Raw genomic sequence first — 2,190 nt, 5'->3', positions numbered from 1 at the left:
TCTCCCCATTCTTCAGGGGCAGACGGCTTCGACGTTGTTGCCGTCGGGGTCGATCAGGAAGGCCGCGTAGTAGGTCGGGCTGTAGTCGGGGCGTGGGCCGGGGCCGCCGTTGTCCTTGGCGCCCGCCTTCAGGCCCGCTTGGTAGAAGGCGTCCACCGCCTGGTGGTCGGGGGCGCGGAATGCGATGTGCATGCCCGGGCCCTGCACGCCCTGGGCGCCCCGAGCCGCGTAGAGCCACAGCGCGGGCGCGCCCTTCGGGCCCAAGCCGGCGTAGGTGTCGTCGTGGGAACCCAGCTCGTGGCCGAGTGGGGCGAGCGCGGCTTCGTAGAAGCGGATGCTCGCGGCGAGGTCTTGGACGTTCAGTCCGATGTGGTCAACCATGGTGATGACTTCCTGTTCAATGGGTGGATCAGGCGGTCATCGTCGATCAGAGCGGCCACGCGGTCTTGGAGAATCTTGCGGTCCTTCTTCAGGCCGTTTCGGGCGGCCTGGCGAAAGCCGCGCGGCGACACGCCGGCCGCGCGGTGGAAGCTGCGCACGAAGTTGCTGAGGTCGGCAAAACCCACCTCCAGGGCCACGTCGGTCACAGGGCTGTCGCCGTCGGCCAGCAGCTGCGCCGCGTGGCGCAGCCGCGAACGCACCAGGTACTGGTGCGGTGTGACGCCGAGCACGCGCGAGAACAGCCGCAGGAAATGAAACGGGCTCAAGGCCACTTCGCCGGCCGCCCTGTCCAGGTCGATGTCCTGGTGCGAATGGGCGGCGATCCACATCGCGGCTTCCACGGCGCGGCGCCGGTCGCGCCCGGTGGTCGGCTGCGGCGAGCGGGTGCGGCCCGCCACGACGTCCACGAAGCGCGACGCGAACCACAGGCCCACTTCGTCCAGACCGGCATCGCTGCGGCCGCTGGCCACCGCCTGCGCGAGCTCACCCAGCACCATGAGTTCGGGCAGCGGCGGCAGGCCGCCGGTGCGCCAGGTGGCCTGGTCGCCGCCGACCAGATCGACGAAGCCGGGTGAGAGGTGAAAGGCCAGGCATTCGTCGCCGCAGACGTGGTGGTCGTGCGTGCACATGAACTCGTCGCCCGGGTGGCCCACCAGCACCGAGCCGACCACCAGCTCGTACGATGCGCCACGCACCCGGTAGCCGAAGCTGCCCTTGCGCACGTAGGAGACCGAGTGGCCGGTGTGCAGCTCGGTGAAGGGTTGCTCGGCGGGGCTGGCGCTGCAGCGGTAGTCCACCACCCGGATGGCGCCCGACAGCAGCTCGGTGGCGGTGATCACGTACCGTCTCCGTCGAACAGGCCGGGCTCGCCGCCGATCTGCGCGCCTTCGATCTGCAGCATGCGCAGCTTGGTGGCCACGCCGCCGCGGGCCGAGAAGCCGCCCGAGCGGCTGCCCGCCGCGAGCACCCGGTGGCAGGGCACGACCGGAGCGAACGGGTTGTGGCCCAGGGCCTGCCCCACGGCGCGAGCCAGGCCGGCGTCGCCCAGGGCCTGGGCCATGTCGCCGTAGGTGCGGGTCTGGCCGGGGGGTATGGCACGGGCCATCGCATAGACCTCGCGCTGGAACGGGGTGAGGCGTGCCATGTCGAGCGGTACTTCGCGCAGGTCCCTCGCCTCGCCCATCAACAGCGCCTGGATGCCTTCGATGGCGGCCTGCACGGTCGCCGGCGGCGGGCTCAGTTCGGGCAGCGGCGGCAAGCCTTTCAATAACCGCACGCGGGTGCGGGCCGCGTCGGCCTCGGGCAACTGCACAGCGACCACGCCACCCGGCCCCCAGGCGATGCCGCAGACACCGATGGGGGTGTCGAACAGGGTGTGGCCACCGCCATCCATGGCCGTCTCGGTCTGTCTCACACGGCGCGCAGCGCGGCGCGCAAACCCACACCGATCTCGCGCCGCTCAAGGAACGGGTCGGCCGGGTTGGTCTGGTTAACGATGCCCTCCATGCGCGCGCGCACGTTGCCCAGCGCCTTGGGGTGGCTGAAGATGTAAAACTGGTCGGCGGCGATGGCGTCGAACACCTTCTGCGCCACCTCGGCCGCCGTGACCTTGCCCGAGCTCACGGCCTTGTCGCTCATGGCCTGGCCGATCAACTGGCTCTGCGTGGCTTTTTCGTCGGCCAGCTCGGCGGGTTTGTTGCGGTGGCTCTGGCTGATGCCGGTGGGCACGAAGTACGGGCACAACACGCT

3 protein-coding genes and 1 pseudogene are annotated in these 2,190 nt (G+C 70.3%); all 4 read right to left on the bottom strand.

Annotated features, from left to right (window positions below):
* Positions 1-12 precede the first annotated feature (12 nt).
* On the bottom strand, positions 13-381 hold the full coding sequence (locus V6M57_RS06665) for a VOC family protein (protein WP_068172646.1): 369 nt from the start codon (positions 379-381) through the stop codon (positions 13-15).
* The gene (locus V6M57_RS06660; RefSeq protein ID WP_332814209.1) at positions 360-1,280 is read right to left on the bottom strand and encodes an AraC family transcriptional regulator; all 921 of its coding nucleotides are present in this window, start codon (positions 1,278-1,280) and stop codon (positions 360-362) included. Before V6M57_RS06660 ends, V6M57_RS06665 begins: the two co-directional genes overlap by 22 nt.
* Positions 1,277-1,834 (bottom strand): methylated-DNA--[protein]-cysteine S-methyltransferase, encoded by a 558-nt coding sequence (locus tag V6M57_RS06655; RefSeq protein WP_332814208.1) that lies wholly within the window; start codon positions 1,832-1,834, stop codon positions 1,277-1,279. The genes V6M57_RS06660 and V6M57_RS06655 overlap by 4 nt, the downstream gene beginning before the upstream one ends.
* 17 nt (positions 1,835-1,851) lie before the next feature.
* Positions 1,852-2,190, bottom strand: a pseudogene (locus V6M57_RS06650) (hypothetical protein); the annotation flags it as partial.

Source organism: Ramlibacter sp. (genome assembly GCF_036676645.1).
Lineage (GTDB): Bacteria > Pseudomonadota > Gammaproteobacteria > Burkholderiales > Burkholderiaceae_C > Ramlibacter.
This window is presented reverse-complemented; position numbering and strand designations above follow the sequence as displayed.

Bases quoted from the DNA above. Each gene is read 5' to 3' on its own strand.
- V6M57_RS06655 (WP_332814208.1), bottom strand. From the start codon at position 1,834: ATGGATGGCGGTGGCCACACCCTGTTCGACACCCCCATCGGTGTCTGC.
- V6M57_RS06665 (WP_068172646.1), bottom strand. From the start codon at position 381: ATGGTTGACCACATCGGACTGAACGTCCAAGACCTCGCCGCGAGCATC.